This is a genomic window from Kitasatospora sp. NPDC004289 (assembly GCF_053602875.1).
Window position 1 is genome coordinate 95,246 of sequence record NZ_JBSGEL010000019.1, and the last position, 14,839, is coordinate 110,084.

General features: G+C 74.3%; 19 protein-coding genes. 15 read left to right on the forward strand and 4 right to left on the reverse strand.

From position 1 onward, the window contains the following. Positions 1 to 9 precede the first annotated feature (9 nt). From ACWEPF_RS15415 to ACWEPF_RS15435, 5 genes are all read left to right on the forward strand, one after another. Positions 10 to 861 (forward strand): carbon-nitrogen hydrolase family protein, encoded by an 852-nt coding sequence (locus ACWEPF_RS15415; protein WP_452172906.1) that lies wholly within the window; start codon positions 10 to 12, stop codon positions 859 to 861. A 73-nt stretch (positions 862 to 934) separates the two neighbouring features. Beyond that, positions 935 to 1,123: a hypothetical protein gene (locus ACWEPF_RS15420; RefSeq protein ID WP_452172907.1), complete on the forward strand. Its 189-nt coding sequence runs from the start codon at positions 935 to 937 to the stop codon at positions 1,121 to 1,123. A gap of 10 nt (positions 1,124 to 1,133) precedes the next feature. Continuing rightward, the gene (locus tag ACWEPF_RS15425) at positions 1,134 to 1,844 is read left to right on the forward strand and encodes a hypothetical protein (RefSeq protein WP_452172908.1); all 711 of its coding nucleotides are present in this window, start codon (positions 1,134 to 1,136) and stop codon (positions 1,842 to 1,844) included. Positions 1,845 to 1,857: 13 nt separating this feature from the next. Continuing rightward, the gene (locus ACWEPF_RS15430) at positions 1,858 to 2,439 is read left to right on the forward strand and encodes a GNAT family N-acetyltransferase (protein WP_452172909.1); all 582 of its coding nucleotides are present in this window, start codon (positions 1,858 to 1,860) and stop codon (positions 2,437 to 2,439) included. A 25-nt stretch (positions 2,440 to 2,464) separates the two neighbouring features. Continuing rightward, entirely contained in the window at positions 2,465 to 2,980 is a 516-nt protein-coding gene (locus tag ACWEPF_RS15435; RefSeq protein ID WP_452172910.1) for an Imm21 family immunity protein, read from the forward strand. Here the strand turns inward: ACWEPF_RS15435 and ACWEPF_RS15440 are convergent. Continuing rightward, a complete protein-coding gene (locus ACWEPF_RS15440; RefSeq protein WP_452172911.1) occupies positions 2,929 to 4,011 on the reverse strand; it encodes an ATP-dependent DNA ligase in 1,083 nt (360 codons plus the stop codon). The genes ACWEPF_RS15435 and ACWEPF_RS15440 overlap by 52 nt on opposite strands. Positions 4,012 to 4,121: 110 nt before the next feature. Here ACWEPF_RS15440 and ACWEPF_RS15445 point away from each other — a divergent pair, with 110 nt between their 5' ends. The 6 genes from ACWEPF_RS15445 (at position 4,122) to ligD (ending at position 8,251) form a co-directional block, all read left to right on the forward strand. Next, positions 4,122 to 4,556 (forward strand): arsenate reductase/protein-tyrosine-phosphatase family protein, encoded by a 435-nt coding sequence (locus ACWEPF_RS15445; protein WP_452172912.1) that lies wholly within the window; start codon positions 4,122 to 4,124, stop codon positions 4,554 to 4,556. A gap of 196 nt (positions 4,557 to 4,752) precedes the next feature. Next, positions 4,753 to 5,136 carry a hypothetical protein gene (locus ACWEPF_RS15450; RefSeq protein WP_345289635.1) on the forward strand — a complete coding sequence of 128 codons (384 nt, stop codon included), beginning with the start codon at positions 4,753 to 4,755 and terminating at the stop codon, positions 5,134 to 5,136. Continuing rightward, positions 5,136 to 6,248 carry a transcriptional regulator gene (locus ACWEPF_RS15455; RefSeq protein ID WP_452172913.1) on the forward strand — a complete coding sequence of 371 codons (1,113 nt, stop codon included), beginning with the start codon at positions 5,136 to 5,138 and terminating at the stop codon, positions 6,246 to 6,248. Before ACWEPF_RS15450 ends, ACWEPF_RS15455 begins: the two co-directional genes overlap by 1 nt. Before the next feature lie 94 nt (positions 6,249 to 6,342). Then, positions 6,343 to 6,750 (forward strand): roadblock/LC7 domain-containing protein, encoded by a 408-nt coding sequence (locus ACWEPF_RS15460; protein ID WP_345289748.1) that lies wholly within the window; start codon positions 6,343 to 6,345, stop codon positions 6,748 to 6,750. Positions 6,751 to 6,784: 34 nt separating this feature from the next. Next, positions 6,785 to 7,159, forward strand: coding sequence for a hypothetical protein (locus ACWEPF_RS15465; RefSeq protein WP_452172914.1), 375 nt, complete (start codon positions 6,785 to 6,787; stop codon positions 7,157 to 7,159). A 96-nt stretch (positions 7,160 to 7,255) separates the two neighbouring features. Further along, entirely contained in the window at positions 7,256 to 8,251 is a 996-nt protein-coding gene (gene ligD / locus ACWEPF_RS15470; protein ID WP_452172938.1) for a non-homologous end-joining DNA ligase, read from the forward strand. 13 nt (positions 8,252 to 8,264) lie between these two features. On the opposite strand, the gene ACWEPF_RS15475 is transcribed toward ligD, so the two are convergent. The 3 genes from ACWEPF_RS15475 to ACWEPF_RS15485 all read right to left on the reverse strand — a co-directional run bounded on the left by ACWEPF_RS15475 (position 8,265) and on the right by ACWEPF_RS15485 (position 11,701). Further along, positions 8,265 to 9,440 (reverse strand): alanine--tRNA ligase-related protein, encoded by a 1,176-nt coding sequence (locus ACWEPF_RS15475; protein ID WP_452172915.1) that lies wholly within the window; start codon positions 9,438 to 9,440, stop codon positions 8,265 to 8,267. A gap of 294 nt (positions 9,441 to 9,734) precedes the next feature. Then, positions 9,735 to 10,331, reverse strand: coding sequence for a GNAT family N-acetyltransferase (locus ACWEPF_RS15480; protein ID WP_452172916.1), 597 nt, complete (start codon positions 10,329 to 10,331; stop codon positions 9,735 to 9,737). Between the two features lie 20 nt (positions 10,332 to 10,351). Further along, a complete protein-coding gene (locus tag ACWEPF_RS15485) occupies positions 10,352 to 11,701 on the reverse strand; it encodes a hypothetical protein (RefSeq protein WP_452172917.1) in 1,350 nt (449 codons plus the stop codon). Between the two features lie 241 nt (positions 11,702 to 11,942). On the opposite strand from ACWEPF_RS15485, the gene ACWEPF_RS15490 reads away from it, so the two are divergent. The 4 genes from ACWEPF_RS15490 to ACWEPF_RS15505 all read left to right on the forward strand — a co-directional run bounded on the left by ACWEPF_RS15490 (position 11,943) and on the right by ACWEPF_RS15505 (position 14,838). After that, complete coding sequence (locus ACWEPF_RS15490; protein WP_345289642.1) at positions 11,943 to 12,386, forward strand: ATP-binding protein; 444 nt, start codon at positions 11,943 to 11,945, stop codon at positions 12,384 to 12,386. Positions 12,387 to 12,406: 20 nt separating this feature from the next. Further along, positions 12,407 to 13,045, forward strand: a complete 639-nt coding sequence (locus tag ACWEPF_RS15495; RefSeq protein WP_452172918.1) for a GNAT family N-acetyltransferase — start codon at positions 12,407 to 12,409, stop codon at positions 13,043 to 13,045. 53 nt (positions 13,046 to 13,098) lie between these two features. Beyond that, entirely contained in the window at positions 13,099 to 13,719 is a 621-nt protein-coding gene (locus ACWEPF_RS15500; protein ID WP_452172919.1) for a hypothetical protein, read from the forward strand. Positions 13,720 to 13,896: 177 nt separating this feature from the next. Then, positions 13,897 to 14,838, forward strand: a complete 942-nt coding sequence (locus tag ACWEPF_RS15505) for a hypothetical protein (RefSeq protein ID WP_449797442.1) — start codon at positions 13,897 to 13,899, stop codon at positions 14,836 to 14,838. Position 14,839: the final 1 nt, after the last annotated feature.

The window sequence follows — 14,839 nt, forward strand, 5'->3', positions numbered from 1 at the left end:
TGGCGGTCCATGGATGATCTCCGCGAGCTGCCCGCCCTCCCCCTCACCCTGAGCGCCGGCCAGGCCCCCTGCGTCCCGCTGGACGTCCCGGCCAACGTCGCCACCGCCGCCGGGCTGGTCCGCCGGGCCGCTTCGGAGGGCTCGCGCCTGCTGGTCCTGCCCGAGCTCTTCCTCACCGGCTACGAGCTCCCCGGCATCACCGCCGCCCCCGACGCCCTGACCGTCCGCCAGGACGACCCCCGGCTCGACCCGCTGGCCGCCGCCTGCGCCGAGACCGGCACCGGCGTGGTGGTCGGCGGCCCCACCCGCCACCAGGAGACCGGCCAACTCCGCATCTCCGTCCTGGTGTTGGGCCGCGACGGACGCTTCGTCACCCAGTACGACAAGCAGCACTCGACCCCCAACGAGCGCGCCGCCGGCTTCTCCCCCGGCACCCACGGCTGCACCCTCGACCTCGACGGCTGGCGCCTGGGCCTCGGCATCTGCTGGGACATGGGCTTCCCCGAGCACGCCCGCGCCGCCGCCCTCGACGGCGCCCACGCCTACCTGGTCGGCGCCATGCTCGGCCGCGGCAGCGGCGCCCACCAGCGCACCGCCGTGATGCCGGCCCGCGCCCTCGACAACACCAGCTACGTCCTGCTCGCCAACCACTGCGCGGCCAGCGGCCCGTACCACGGCTGCGGCGGCAGCGCCGTCTGGAACCCCGACGGCACCCTCCTCACCGAGGCCGCCGACACCCCGGCCCTGGTCACCGCCACCCTCGACCCGGCCGTCCTCGCCGCCGCCCGCGCGGAGGACCCGGTCCTGGTCGACCCCTCCCTGAGCGCCCCGGTCCTCCCCCGGACCTCCGCCGCCCTTTGAGACTTCCGGCCCCTTCCTCCCTGCCCCGTCCACCAAAACCTTCACTGCGAAGTTCAATGGAAGACTCGAAGGCATGCGATTCGTCCTCGAAGTCGACCTGACCGACCCCGCCGTCCTCGCCGACGCCCACGCCGAACTCGGCCGCATCCTCCGCTACTGGGCCGGCAACCTCCACCACTACCCCCTGGAGCCCGGAGTCCAGGAGACCCTCACCGACTCCGCCCACCGCCCCGTCGGCACCTGGAGCTACACCCTGACGTAGCCTCGGGCCGGTGACCGCTTCCGCCCCCTCCCTCAGCACCCCGCTGGGACCGTTCGGCTTCTCCGCGGCGGTCGGCCACCGACGGCTGCCGGACGTTCCGGACGAGTGCCGAAATCTGCCCGGCGGCGGCCTGGTCTTCCGTTGGAACGACCGGGCCGCCGAGGTCCAGCTGCTGCTCACCCGCTTCGAGCCCGATACCGACCTGGTCGACGTCCTCCCGGTCGACGTCTGCCAGGGCGCGCTCTGGCGCGTCACCGCGCACCGGACCCTACCCCGCTTCGGCCTCACGGCCGCCTTCGCGGAACTGCCCGCCGGGGCCGAGGGTTTCCCCAGCACCTCACAGGCCGTCGCCGCCATCGAGATCCACGCTCCGGGGCTGGCGATGACCCTCGCCGCCCCCGACGAGGAAGACCTCTGCCTACGGGCGTTCCCGCCACGGCGCGGAGTTCCGGCAGCGTGGGCCGGGCTGATCGACGACGTGTACGCCCGCCGTCACCGGTGGGGCGTCGAGTACCTGCCCGGAGGCCTGGGCCTCGACTGGGTGCTCCCCGAACTGCCCAAGGGCGAGAGCTTCCTGCTGGAGACCAACCTCTGCTGGCGCGCCACCTCACCCGAGGAGGACCAGGACGACATGAGCACCTGGTGGGCCGCCATCACCCGCCCCGAGCACCTCCTCGCGGCCGCCGGTGGAAATCCGTTTGGCGCGGCCCGCGCCGTTTGAGCATGATCAGGCAATGGAGACCCCCCAGCGCGTGATCCGCGTCGACGACGAACTGACCCTGCGTGCCTACGAGCCCGGCGACCTCGACGAGCTGCTGCAGGTGATCGAGGAGGCCCGGGAGCACCTCGTCCCGTGGATGCCCTGGGCCTCCGACCACACTCCGGAGAGCACCACCAACTTCCTCGGCTCCCGCGCGGAGAAGTGGGCCTCGGGCACCGACCACACCTACGCCATCGTGCTGGACGGCGCGATCGTCGGCTCCTCCGGCTTCTTCCTCCGCGAGGGCGACCCGGCCGAGCGCCGCGAGATCGGCTACTGGCTGCACCCCGACGCCACCGGCCGCGGCCTGGTCACCCGCACCGCCCGCGCCCTCACGCTCGAAGCCTTCCGCAGCGACCCCCGGGTCGCCTACGTCGAGATCGTCCACGACCCCGCCAACACCGCCAGCGGCGCCGTCCCCGCCCGCCTCGGCTTCACCGACCTCGGCACCCGCCCCGCCGAGAAGCTCGCCCCCGCCGACACCGGCGAGGACCGCCACTGGCGCCTGACCCGCGATCAGCTCCCGATCCTGACCGACGGCGCCGCCCGGAGCTGACACCCCCGGCTGGCACCATGACCGCATGAACCTGCCGCTGACCTGGATCGACCGCACCGACTTCGCGCGCTACGCCCTCCTCCCCGAACACCTGGTCGCCGAGTGGACCGGGGCGGAGGCGGACGACGTCATCGGCGAGTACGCGGGGGCGGTCCGCTTCGCGGACCACGACGTGCTCGTCCTCGGCGGCGAACCGCTCCCGGTCGCCTGGTTCCCCGACCACCTCGTGTTCGCGCGCTGGATCTACGCCGACGACGACGGCTCCCTGCGCTCCGCCCTGGAACCCGCCCTGGCCGGCGGGGCCTGGGAGGATGCCGTCACGGTCGAGCTCGGCGGCAGGTACGTGCTGACGGACGCGGGCTACGACGGCGAGCGGATCCTCGACCTCGACGAGACGCAGCAGTCACCGGAGCTCGTCCGCATCGACCTCCCCGCCGGGCGCTACCTGGTGCAGTCCCTCCTCGTCGAGCCCGATCCCGAATCCGCCTTCTACCTGGAGCGGTTGCTCCCGCTCCCCCGCAGCACGTCCGCGAGGTCGTAGCCCACCGGCTCCTCCAGTTGCCCGTAGGTACAGGACTGCGGATCCCGGTCCGGGCGCCAGCGCTTGAACTGGGTGGTGTGGCGGAAGCGGGTGCCCTCCATGTGGTCGTAGCCGACCTCGCAGACGCGTTCCGGGCGCAGCGGCACCCAGGAGAGGTCCTTCCCGCCGGTCCAGCGGCTCTGGCCGCCGGGGAGCCGGGCCGCGGCCTGGGCGCTCTCGTCGCGCCAGGCCGCCCAGGGGTGGTCGGCGCCCTCCTCCAGCCTCAACTCGGCCAGTTCGTCGACCAGTTCGGCCCGGCGTTTCATCGGGAACGAGGCGCAGACGCCCACGTGCTGGAGCTGCCCGTCCGCGTCGTAGAGGCCGAGCAGCAGGGAGCCGACCACCGGTCCGCTCTTGTGCTCGCGGTAGCCGGCCAGCACGCAGTCGGCCGTCCGGGAGTGCTTGATCTTGTACATCGACCGGGCTCCCGGCTGGTACGGCTGGTCGAGCGGCTTGGCCACCACCCCGTCCAGCCCGGCCCCCTCGAACTGGCCGAACCAGCGCCGCGCCACCTCCACCTCGGTGGTGGCCGGGGCGAGGTGGACCGGCGGCCGCACCCCCGCCAGCGCCCGCTCCAGCGCCGCCCGTCGCTCCGTCAGGGGCCGCCCGTCGTACGCCTCGTCCCCGAGCGCCAGCAGGTCGAAGGCCACGAAGGAGGCGGGGGTGCGCTCGGCCAGCGTCCGCACCCGCGAGGCCGCCGGGTGGATGCGCTCCAGCAGTTCCTCGAAGTGCAGCCGTCCGTCGTGGGCGATGACGATCTCGCCGTCCAGCACGCAGCGCTCCGGCAGCTCGGCCCGCACCGCTTCCACCACCTCGGGGAAGTACCTGGTCAGCGGCTTGCCCGTGCGGCTGCCGATCTCCACGTCCTCGCCGTCGCGGAAGACGACCGCGCGGAAGCCGTCCCACTTGGCCTCGTACTGCATGCCTTCGGGGATCTTCGTCACCGCCTTCGCCAGCATCGGCGAGACCGGCGGCATCACGGGCAGCTCCATGCCCCGATCCTGGCGCCCCGTCAGCCGCGCCGCCCGTGGGGTACGGCCGGGCGGGCGGATATGCTCTGTGTACGGGGAGTCGGAGCACGAACACGGGAGGGTGGCCACCGATGGCCGACGAACCGTCACGCCCCCGCCGCCGCGTCCTGGTGGTCTGCAAGGGCAACATCTGCCGCAGCCCGGCCGCCGCCGCGATCCTGGCGGCCCGCTCTCCCGACCGCCCCGAGGTCCGCTCGGCCGGCACCACCCACTGGCACACGGGCGAGCCCGCCGACCCGCTGATGGTCGAGACCATGGCCCGGCTCGGTTACGACCTCTCGGCCCACCGGGCCGCACCGCTCACCCCGGAGCTGGTGGGCTGGGCGGACGAGCTGATCGCGGTGGACGCGGAGACCACCCGCGCGACCCGGCGGCTGGCCGGCCCCGGACGGACGGTGCGCCAGCTGGCGGACCCGGGCATCTTCGACCCGTGGGGCGGCACGCCCGCCGACTTCGCCCGGACGGTGCGCGAGATCGAGGCCGCCTTGGACGCCCTGCTCCCCTGACCGCTCATCAGAGGATCGCACTATCACGCCGGTTGGCCCGGCGGAGAGATTCGGGCATATGCCCGACGAGTATGACGGATCCTCTCCCGCAGCCGCCCGAGCCGGGCTAGCGTTACGTCCCGCAGAGGTTACCGCGAGTGAGCGCGGTACCGCAGGCGTGCTCTTCGACGGGTGCGCGGGAGGGAAGTGCTGCCCGGTGCCGGGAATCGATGACTGCCTTGCCGAGGCCATGGGCGTGCCGGGCGCGCTCGGAGTGAGCCTGGTCGACTGGACCAGCGGACTCGCCCTCGGCACCGCCGGGGAGGGCCCCGGCGGTGACCACGAGGCCGGCGCGGCGGACGCCACCGAGCTGGCCCGGGCCGTCACCCAGGGCACCTCCTTCACCGACCCCGCGGCCGGTACCGCCCCCGCCGAGGACCTGATCCTCAGCTCGGCCGGCGCCTACCACCTGGTCAGGTTCCTGGAGACCGACTTCGACAGCAGCCTGATCCTCTACCTCCGGCTCGACCGCGAGCGCGCCAACCTGGCCATGGCCAGGCTCCGACTGGCCGCCATCGCCGACCAGTTGGTGCTGGACTGATGCCGCTGACCCGGCCCGTGGAGGCCGTCCGACTGCCCCGCCGACGCCGCTCCGGCTGCGCCCCGGCCACCCCCTTCGAGCACGAGCTGGCCGAGCTGGCCGCCCGCCGCGCCACCGGGGTCCTCGCCGGGGAGCACGGCCGGGTGCACCTGGCCGAGGGCGCGGTGGTCTACGCCGAGAGCCACTCCGCCCCCGGTGTGGAGGCACTGCTCACCGGCTGCGGCCGGATCAGCTCCGCCGAGTGGGCCTCGCTGCTGGGCAGTTGCTCCGCCACCGGCCGGCCACTGGGCGAACTCCTGGTCCGTGCGGGCCTGGTGACCACCGCCGAGCTGCAACTCTGCCTGACCACCGCCGTGTTGGACGCCGCCTTCTTCGCCCTCGGCCCGGCCGCCCGGCCTCCGTTCTTCACCCCGTCCGCGGTCCCGCTGCTCACTCTGGCCCGGCCGATGACCGTCCGCCAGCTGCGCGCGGCGGTCGGCCGCCGCCGCGCGCTGCTGGACCGGGTCTGGCCCGCGCCGCCCGGCGAGCACGGCCCGGTGCTGCGCCGCCGCACCGGCGGCGGCCCGGCCCACCCGGCCCGCAGCTGCACCCTGCGGCGCCGGGCCGTCCTGGAGGCGGCCGACGGGCTGCGCACCCCGTCCGAGATCGCCCTGCTGCTCGGCCGCTCCGCCTTCACCACCCTGCTCGACCTGCGCCACCTCGCGGCCGTCGGCCTGCTGGAGACCCCCGTTCCCGCAGCTCCGGCCACCGCCGCCACCCCGGTCACCGGCCTCACCCCCGCCGTCGTCCCGGTGGTCCCCGTGGTCCCCGTCCCCCCGTACCCGGCCACCGTCCCCACCACGCCCGCGGCGCCCACCGCTCCCCAGGCGCCGCAGGTGCCGCAGGTGCCCCCCACCGCCGCCGCCCGCCAGGTCCCCTCGGTACCGCCGCCCCGCTCCGCGCCACCGGCCCCCACCCGCCCGACGGCCGCCGTCCCGGTGATCACCTCACTGCCGACGCCGACGGCCCCCGGGCGGCCCCCGGTCACGCAGCCCTCCCCCGCGTACGACCCGTCAGATCCGCACGTCGCTCTGCTGCTCCGCATCCGAGCCGGCCTGGAGGCCCGACTGTGACTTGCCCACCCGCCCCGACCGCCGCCCGGTCGACCCTCCCCTCCGAGTCATGAAGCGCACCTTGCGACAGTTCACGGCCCGGAAGCCACCCGTCATGATCGACCCCGAGGCGCTCGCCGACCCCGGCCTGCACGCCGAGCTGCGCGGGCTGCGCGCCCGGGTCCCGCACCTGACCGGCAGTCTGATCGCCACCACCGACGGCCTGGTGGTGGCCCACGACGCCGCCACCCTGGAACCCTCCGGCGTGGCCGCGCTGACCGCCGCCGCGCTCGGCGTCGGCGCCCGGCTGGCCGAGGCGACCGGCCAGGGCGAGTTCCGCGAACTGATCACCCGCGGCGAGCGCGGCTACACCGCCACCTACGCCGCCGGGGCCTACGTGGTGCTCACCCTGCTGGCCGGGCCGCAGGCCAACCTGGGGCGCCTCCACCTGGAGGCCCGCCGCGCCGGCCAGCGGATCGCCGACCTGGCCGACCTCGCCCTCGAACGCAACCCCCGTACCTGACGCCCCCGTTCACCCCTCTTCCAAGGAGACCCCCGTGGCCACCACCGAAACCGCCCTCAAGGACATCATGGCCTCGATCGACGGCGCCATCGGCGTCGCCCTGGTCGACTACACCAGCGGCATGGCCCTCGGCACCCTGGGCGGCAGCGCCGACCTGGACCTCAACGTCGCCGCCGCCGGGAACACCGACGTGGTCCGCGCCAAGGTCCGCGCGATCGAGCTGCTCGGCCTCAAGGAGGCCATCGAGGACATCCTGATCACCCTCAGCAGCCAGTACCACCTGATCCGGCCGCTCACCAACCGCTCCGGCAAGGGCCTGTTCCTCTACCTGGCGATCGACAAGAACCGCGCCAACCTCGCCATGGCCCGCCACCAGCTGAAGCGCGTCGAGGCCGAACTGGAGGTCTGACGGACCGTCCACCGGGCCGCCACTCCCGGCCCGCCCGACAGGCGCGGGCGGGCCGGGCCCCCTAGCGTGAAGCGCATGGCGGCGAGCAGCACGGCGATCGAACTGGACGTGGACGGCCGCGCGGTGCGGCTCTCCAACCCGGACAAGGTGTACTTCCCGGAGCGCGGCTACACCAAGCGGGACGTGGCCGAGTACTACCTGGCGGTCGCCCCCGGCGCGCTGCGCGGCCTGCGCGAACGGCCGACCACCCTGCAGCGCTTCCCGGACGGGATCGAGGGCGAGTTCTTCTACCAGAAGCGCGCCCCGAAGAACGTGCCCGACTGGCTGCCCACCGCCCGGATCGCCTTCCCCAGCGGCCGCACCGCCGACGAGATCTGCCCGACCGAGGCCGCCGCCGTGCTCTGGGCGGTCAACCTCGGCTGCCTCACCTTCCACCCCTGGCCGGTCCGCCGCTCCGCCACCGAGCACCCGGACGAGCTGCGCATCGACCTCGACCCGCAGCCCGGCACCGACTTCGCGGACGCCGTCCGCGTCGCCCACCGGCTGCGCGAGGTGCTGGAGGAGCACGGGCTGCGCGGCTGGCCGAAGACCTCCGGCGGGCGCGGGCTGCACGTCTACGTGCCGATCGTCCCCGAGTGGACCTTCGCCGACGCCCGGCGCGCCGTCATCGCGCTCGGCCGCGAGCTGGAGCACCGGCTGCCGGGCGAGGTGACCACCAACTGGTGGAAGGAGGAACGCGGTTCGCGCATCTTCGTGGACTACAACCAGATGGCCCGCGACCGCACCATCGCCTCCCCGTACTCCGTCCGCCCCCGCCCCGAGGCCACCGTCTCGGCCCCGCTGCGCTGGGAGGAGCTCGACTCCGTCTCCCCCGCCGACTTCACCATCCGCACCATGCCCGCCCGCTTCGCCGAGCTCGGCGACCTGCACGCCGACCTGGACGACCACGCCTTCCGGCTCGACCCCCTCCTCGCCCTGGCGGACCGTCAGGCCGCCGACCACGGCGCCGGCGACCTCCCCTACCCGCCCGACCACCCGAAGGCCGAGGGCGAACCGCCCCGCGTCCAGCCCAGCCGCGCCCGCAAGCACTGACCCCGGGTCCCCGTCACCTCCCGTCCCCTCCGCGCAGTCCGAGCACGAGCTCGCGCGGCAGCCCGTGGGTGTCGTGCAGCTCGTGGTAGTCCTGCTCGCCCAGCGGACCGCGGTAGCGTGGACGGGACAGCACCCGCCGCCCGCGCTCCAGCAGCCGGTCGAAGCGGACCTCCTCCTCCCGCAGCACCCCGCGCACCAGCTCCGGGTCCACGTCCTGCCGGAAGCGGTCCAGGGTGTGGCGGACGAGCTCCACCGGCAGGTCACCGAGACCGCGGGAGGGGTCGTCCCGCCGCAGCACGGTGAGCACCCGGCGGAGCAGCCGGCGCAGCACGTAGCCGCGGCCGGTGTTGGACGGGAGCACCCCGTCGCCGATCACCACCACGGACGAGCGCAGGTGGTCGCAGACCACCCGCAGCGAGGTCCCGTCGAGCCGCCACAGGCCCGGCAGGGTGCGGCGCCAGGGCTCGAAGACGTCGCACTCGAACACCGAGCGGCGGCCCTGCAGCAGGGTGGCCAGCCGCTCCAGGCCGAGCCCGGTGTCCACGTTGCGCTGCGGCAACGGCACCAGCGAGCCGTCCTCCAGCCGCCGGTGACGCATCATCACGTGGTTCCACACCTCCACCCAGCGGTCGTCGCCGGTCGGCGTGGACTCCGGCGGGGTGTCGCCGGTCCACAGGAAGAGCTCCGAGTCGGGACCGCACGGGCCGGTCGGCCCGTTGGACCACCAGTTGTCCTCGACCGTGAGCTCGACGGGCACCCCGAGGCCCTGCCACAGCTCCAGCGACCCGGTGTCGGGGCCGGTCCGCTCGTCGCCTCCGAAGACCGTGACGTGCAGCCTCCCCGGGTCGACGCCGAACCCCTCGGTGAGCAGGTGGTAGCCCCAGTCCAGGCTCTGCGGGCCCTCGTAGTCGCCGAGCGACCAGCTGCCGAGCATCTCGAAGACGGTCAGGTGCGTGCGGTCGCCGACCTCCTCCAGGTCGGTGGTGCGCAGGCAGCGCTGGACGTTCACCAACCGGCGGCCCAGCGGGTGCGGGCGGCCCTCCAGGTACGGGGTGAGCGGGTGCATGCCGGAGGTGGTGAAGAGCACCGGGTCGCCCGGGGGCGGCAGCAGCGTCGAGCCGGTGATCCGGCGGTGGCCGTGCTCCTGGTAGTACTCGGTGAACGTGCGGACGATCCGGTCGGTGTCCATGGTGCGGCTCCTTCGCGCGGTGGGCGGGGAGGCGCCGGACGACGGTGCGCACGGGCGGCGGGAGCCGGACCCTGGGGGACGGCGACCACCGGCGGACCGTGTCCGGTCGCCGGTGGGAAGTGGGGGTACGTCAGGCGGCGGCCGGCGAGCTGGTCGCTCGCGCGGCGGCGGTGTGCGTGGTGCGGTCCATGACGTCCATGCCGCGAGGGTAACGCGCCCACCGCACCGCCCGCACCGGCATTTCCGTCGCCCCGCCCCCGCCCCCGCCTCCGCCGAGGCCGAGCCGCGGGCCGCTCAGCCGCAGTGCGGGGTGCTCACCTGCGCCACGGCGCCCGGCCGGAGCAGCATCGCGTCGTACTCCGGCGACTCGGGGGCGTGCCGGATCCGGCCGCCGATCACCTGGTAGCCCCAGCGGGGGTAGGCGCTGCGGGCGGGCTCGTTGTCGTGGATGCAGGTGAGGGTGGTCCAGCGCTCGGGGCGGTGGCGGACCAGCTCGTCGTGCAGGCGGCGGCCGATGCCCCGGTTGGCCAGGCTCGGCAGGACCATCAGCTCCCGTAGCCAGAAGACGTCCCGGGCCGCCGCGGCGGCCAGCGCCGCCGGCGGCCGGCTCCCGCCGAGGCTGACCCACCAGGCCCGCTCGGCCGGCAGCGTCGCCCCGTGCACCAGCCCCACCAGCCGCCCGTCCGGACGCCCGCCCACCCTGGCCGTGACGGTCTCGAAGCCCGGCATCTCCATCGCCCCGCGCAGCCGCTCCTCGAAGGACTCCACCGAGAAGAACGGGTCCCCCGCGTACGGTGCGACGCCGTAGACCACCCGGTAGACCTCGACCAGGTCGTCGAGGACCTCCTTCGTCTCCTGGCCGTGGTGGTGCCGGAACTCGATGTTGTGCACGTGCCTGTCCTCCGCCCGGCTCAGGCGGTGTAGGCCGCCAGCCGCTCCGTCGTGTCCCTGACCTCCGCCAGGGCCTGATGAGCCGTCAGTTTCTCACGGACCAACGACAGTTGACGCTTGTTGCGGGCCGAGGCCATGCCGCCCTCGATCAGCCGCAGCGACTCCTGGGCGGCCGCCACCGTGCGGTCCACGTCCCGGTCCTGGAGCGCGGCGTAGGAGAGCCGGGCCAGGCACATGCCCCGGTTGCGGGCGTGCGCGATGTGCTGCAGCCGCGCCGAGCGCTCCAACAGCCGTACCGCCTGCCGGTAGTGGCCGAGGTCGAGCCGGCACATGCCCTCCAGGCAGACCAGTTCGGCCTCGTTGAGGAAGCTCACCCAGTCCGGGTCGCGGTCGGTGGTGCCGCGGCCGAAAGCCTGCCAGGCCCGGCGGATCGCCGCGGCGCAGGCCGTCTCGTTGCCCAGGCGCCCGTAGCCCTGGGCCTCCCGGATCGCCAGCAGCGCCGCCACCCGGGGCGGTGCGCTCCACTCGGCGGCGTGCGCCTGGGCGATCCGGGCGTAGCGGACGGCCTCCCTGGGCTTGCCGAGGTCCACGCTCTGCCGGGCCATGTTGGCCAGGGTGCGGGTGGCGAGCGGGTCGTTCCCGGAGAGGACCGCGGTGTTGAGCGCCTCGGAGAAGTACACCCGGGCCTCGGTCTGACGCTCCGCGTCGTAGCAGAACCAGCCCAGTGAGGTGGTCAACTGGCCCGCGATGTCGTGCAGTTCGCGCCCGGTCTGCTCGCCGTAGGTGGCGTGGTCGATCAGGTCGTGCACCCGGAGCAGCTGGGCCCGGGCCGAGCGCCAGAGCAGGTCGCCGCCGAAGCGCTGGTCGATGGCGTCGAGGTCGAGCGCGGTGGCCCGCAGCTCCTCGATCTCGTCCCTGCCGATCCGCGCCCCGCCCTGCGCGGCCACCGGGGACGCGTCGAGCCAGGGCAGGCCGCCGAGGGCGGCCGTTCCTACCGTTCTGAGAGCCTGACGGCGGTTCAATGGTCCCTGCCGGTCTTCCGTTTCGAGGTCTTCGGTGCTGTCGGCCGGGGAGAACGGACCGAAGCTGACGACCGGGAGCACCGGCGTGCCGCCCTTGGCCACGAAGCCGAGCGCCTCCGGCCCGCGGTCGAACGCGGCCCGCAGCGCCGAGGCGTGGTCCGGCCGCGGCCAGGGCGGGGCCGGGGCCTCCCAGCGCCGGTAGGTCCGCACGTTCACCTGGAACGCCCGGCTGGCGAGCACCTGCTGTCCGGCCGTGCTGATCCCGGCGGCCGCGGCCTCCTGGGAGAACCAGCCCTTGGAGATCCTGGCCGCGTAGAGCAGCTCGTTGCCCGGCGCTCCCCGCCCCATGGTGTCCCCCTCCGCCGTGCCCCGGGCCGCCCTGTCCTGCCGCCCGCCGACAGTGATCACGGTAGAGGAGTCCGCAGCTCACCCGGCCCGTCCGTCCCCCGGACGAGCGACTCCCGGCGGAACCCGCCCCGTCCATGCCCTCGCTATGCCCTCTCCGTGCCCTCGCACCGACCGGCTCCGCCCGCCACCCTGGGCAAGCACAGGAGCCGGGCGCTCCCGACCGACTGGAGCGATACCGGTGATGACGACACTTCAGGTGTGGGAGACGGAGTTCCCGGCCCAGGCGCAGGCCGCGCGGGCGGCCCGGGGCTGGGTGCGGCAGGTGCTCGGCGAGCACGGCTGGACGCCGGAGCGGGCGGACGACGTGGTGACGATCTGCTCGGAGCTGGTGACCAACGTGCTGCTGCACGCCCCCGGCCACCGCTCCGGCATCCCCGTCCGGCTGGAGCTGGACCGCCTCGGCGGCTCCTGCCGGCTGGAGATCAGCGACGGCCGGGCCGAGCGCGGCCCGGTGGTCCGCCCGGCCGGGGTCCGCGACCACGGGCAGGGCATGCGGCTGGTCGAGGCGCTCGCCGCCGACTGGGGCGTGGTGGCGCGCGGCGGCTCCAAGACGGTCTGGGCGGTGGTGCTGCACGGGTCGGTGCGCGGCGCCCCGTCCGAGGGGGTGCCGACCGGCGTCGTGTAGCCCGGAGCTAGGCTGCCCCCATGCTCAAGACGATCTTGGACGCCGCCGCAGCCGGCCGGTTCCCGGCCCCCGACGGCTCGGTGACGGTCCTTCCGCAGCCGAGTCCGCGCGACGCCGGGGTGATCGCCTTCAGCGCGCACGCCGTGGTCTTCACCGACCAGGACCCGGAGTGGGTGCGCGCCGCCGTGGCCGCCGCCCCCGCCGACGTCTTCGCCGCCCCGATGAACCCGCACTTCCTGGCCGGCTTCGCCGACCGCACCGGCCGCCGCATGGACACCATCGACCTCCTCTCCGCCGGCTCCCGCCTCCCCGGCGAGCCCCCGCTCCCCCTCACCCCCGTCGCCGACCGCGACCATCCCCGCCTGGTCCGCGCCCTCGCCTACCGCGAGGACGTCCGCGCCTGGACCGCCCCCGGTGGCGTCCTCATCCTCGGCCGCGGCGTCGCCGGCCGCTGGGAGTGCGCCGTCGAGGTCTCCCCCGAGGCCCGCAGCAAGGGCCTCGGCCGCGCCCTCGCCCTCAGCGCCCGCCACCTCCTCCCCGAGGGCGACCACGTCTGGGCCCAGCAGGCCCCGGGCAACGTCAACAGCGTCCGCACCTTCCAGTCCGCCGGCTTCCGCCCGATCGGCTCCGAGGCGCTCCTGATCCCGCGTCAGGCCTGAGGCTCCGACGGCGACGGATTCCCGAACCCCGACCCGGATCAGCGAGGGCGACCATGAGCACGGACATCCACGGCGGCATCGAGTTCCGCCATCCCGGCGTCGACGCCGGGTACGACGAGGGCGAGCCCTGGGTCATGGCCATGGACCTGTGGCCACTGTACGACCAGAGCGACTACGCGGCCTTCGGTTGCCTGTTCGGAGTGCGCAACCACGCGGGCTTCGCCCCGCTCGCCGCCGACCGCGGCCTGCCCGCCGACGTGTCGAGCGACCTGAGGACCGACCTGGGGGCGATGCTGGAGACCGGCGACCTCCACAGCGCCACCTGGGTCGACTGGGCCGAGCTCAGTGGAATCGACCCCGGTGCGACTCCCGCCGTCTTCAGCGGGCGGCTCAGCTGGTCGACGACCGCCCTCCCCTCCCTGGTCCACCAGCGACTCGTGGCCGACCGGTGGACAGCGGACGTGGCCGACACCGTGGGCCCGCCTCCCCCGGACCTCGACCGTTCCCGACCAGCAGAGTGGAACAGCGGTGACCTGCGGTGCCGGTACGAGCCTCTGACGGTGGGCTCCGTGCTAGGCAGCGGCTCCGGGTGGGAGCACGTCTTCGCCGTGATGAAGGCGCTCGCGGACCGCTACGGCGACCGGCACGTCCGGCTGGTGGTGGCCTTCGACTGAGCTTCCCTGATCCCGCGTCAGGCTACGTCCCTCGGCCGGGCCGTGACTGCCCGTGACCCCTCGGACGGGGCCCACGGCTTGCCGAGGCACGCGCTCGCGTGTGCACTCCGTGGTACGGGCCGGTCCGCGCTGCCCGGTCGTCCTGGCAGGTCACCGAGCTCACCGAGGAGCCCTCCGATGCGTCCGATCGTCCGCGGCCTGCTGGCCGGCACCCTCGCCGCGACGACCGTGCTCGCCACCGGCCCCGCCGGTGCCGCCCCGGCCGGGCACCGTGCCCTCCCGTCCCCGGTGTTCGGCGTCACCATCGACGATGTCGAGGACATCGAGCAGGTGGTCGCCGCCGAGGCGACCCTCCCGCGCCGGCCCACCACCCGCGTCGTCTTCGACGACGGGGTGGACGCCGAGCACTACCGGACCCCGGTGGAACGGCTCGGCACGGTCAGCTACGTGATGGGCGGGCTCCTCGACTCCGAGGGCCTGCGCGAGACCGGCGTCGAGGCGTACCGGCAGCGTGCCCAGGCCTACCTGGACGCCCTCGGCGACAGCGTGGACGTGTGGGAGATCGGCAACGAGGTCAACGGCGACTGGACCGGGCCGTACGACTCGGTCGCCCAGAAGATCCGGGCCGCCTTCGACACCGTCGAGGCCGCCGGCGGGCGCACCGCGCTCACCCTCTACGAGAACAGCTACGCCCCGGACCACTGCGGCGACGGGGCGGCCGAGCTGACGCCGGTGCAGTTCTCGCAGCAGTACGTACCGCAGGCGATGCGGGAGGGCCTGGACTACGTCTGGCTGTCCTACTACCCCACCCAGTGCTCGCCGACGACCTACCCGTCGGCCGCCACCGTCCGTGCCGAGGTGGAGCAGTTGCACGCCCTCTACCCGAACGCCCTGATCGGCTTCGGTGAGGTCGGCCTCCCGGACAAGGTCCGGACCTCCACCCTCGCCAAGGCCAGGGCCGTGATGAACTGGGCCTACCGGCTCGCCCCCGGCCCCGACTACTACGTCGGCGGCTACTTCTGGTGGTACGCCTACGAGGACGCGTTCACCGGCCGGCAGCTCCTGCTGCCCGACCTGCGGCAGGCCTTCCTCAACGAGGCGGCGGCACTGGGCGGGTAGC

What these genes read in the sequence shown, in the direction of transcription:
- ACWEPF_RS15500 (WP_452172919.1), top strand. Translation starts at nt 13,099, where the DNA reads ATGAGCACGGACATCCACGGCGGCATCGAGTTCCGCCATCCCGGCGTC.
- ACWEPF_RS15495 (WP_452172918.1), top strand. Translation starts at nt 12,407, where the DNA reads ATGCTCAAGACGATCTTGGACGCCGCCGCAGCCGGCCGGTTCCCGGCC.
- ACWEPF_RS15475 (WP_452172915.1), bottom strand. Translation starts at nt 9,440, where the DNA reads ATGGACACCGACCGGATCGTCCGCACGTTCACCGAGTACTACCAGGAG.
- ACWEPF_RS15445 (WP_452172912.1), top strand. Translation starts at nt 4,122, where the DNA reads ATGGCCGACGAACCGTCACGCCCCCGCCGCCGCGTCCTGGTGGTCTGC.
- ACWEPF_RS15485 (WP_452172917.1), bottom strand. Translation starts at nt 11,701, where the DNA reads ATGGGGCGGGGAGCGCCGGGCAACGAGCTGCTCTACGCGGCCAGGATC.
- ACWEPF_RS15420 (WP_452172907.1), top strand. Translation starts at nt 935, where the DNA reads ATGCGATTCGTCCTCGAAGTCGACCTGACCGACCCCGCCGTCCTCGCC.
- ACWEPF_RS15490 (WP_345289642.1), top strand. Translation starts at nt 11,943, where the DNA reads ATGACGACACTTCAGGTGTGGGAGACGGAGTTCCCGGCCCAGGCGCAG.
- ACWEPF_RS15430 (WP_452172909.1), top strand. Translation starts at nt 1,858, where the DNA reads ATGGAGACCCCCCAGCGCGTGATCCGCGTCGACGACGAACTGACCCTG.
- ACWEPF_RS15505 (WP_449797442.1), top strand. Translation starts at nt 13,897, where the DNA reads ATGCGTCCGATCGTCCGCGGCCTGCTGGCCGGCACCCTCGCCGCGACG.
- ACWEPF_RS15435 (WP_452172910.1), top strand. Translation starts at nt 2,465, where the DNA reads ATGAACCTGCCGCTGACCTGGATCGACCGCACCGACTTCGCGCGCTAC.
- ACWEPF_RS15415 (WP_452172906.1), top strand. Translation starts at nt 10, where the DNA reads ATGGATGATCTCCGCGAGCTGCCCGCCCTCCCCCTCACCCTGAGCGCC.
- ACWEPF_RS15455 (WP_452172913.1), top strand. Translation starts at nt 5,136, where the DNA reads ATGCCGCTGACCCGGCCCGTGGAGGCCGTCCGACTGCCCCGCCGACGC.
- ACWEPF_RS15460 (WP_345289748.1), top strand. Translation starts at nt 6,343, where the DNA reads ATGATCGACCCCGAGGCGCTCGCCGACCCCGGCCTGCACGCCGAGCTG.
- ACWEPF_RS15440 (WP_452172911.1), bottom strand. Translation starts at nt 4,011, where the DNA reads ATGGAGCTGCCCGTGATGCCGCCGGTCTCGCCGATGCTGGCGAAGGCG.